This window comes from Caulobacter sp. P1_D6, from assembly GCF_056406095.1.
This window is the reverse complement of record NZ_JBFUAW010000099.1, coordinates 1-395: the sequence shown is the minus strand read 5'-3', so window position 1 is coordinate 395 and position 395 is coordinate 1. Positions and strand designations below refer to the sequence as shown.

General features: G+C 64.1%; 1 protein-coding gene. It reads right to left on the bottom strand.

The window, feature by feature from the left end; translation table 11 throughout:
- Nucleotides 1–49: 49 nt before the first annotated feature.
- Nucleotides 50–395, bottom strand: a 346-nt coding sequence (locus AC1DYP_RS24855) for a carbohydrate ABC transporter permease (protein ID WP_477048571.1), incomplete at its 5' end; no start/stop codon positions are given.

The window sequence follows — 395 nt, the reverse complement described above, 5'->3', positions numbered from 1 at the left end:
GTCCGGGTACAGCTTGGTCACTTTGTCGAGAACGATTTCGGCCATGGACTTATCCCTTCACTGCGCCGGACGTCAGGCCCGCCACGATACGACGTTGGAAGAACAACACGAAGATGATGATCGGGATCGTGATGACCACTGCCGCAGCAGCAATCGATCCCGTGGGCTCCTCGAACTGCGAGCTGCCCGTGAACTGCGAGATGGCGGCGGGCACCGTGACCGACCGTTCGGTGGCGGTCAGGGAGATCGCGAGCAGCAGGTCGTTCCACGCGAAGATGAACACGAGGATCGCCGCCGTCACGATGCCGGGTGCGGCCAACGGCGCGATGACCTTGCGGAAGGCCTGACCCGGGGTGGCGCCGTCCATCTTGGCCGCCTTCTCGAGCTCCCACGGG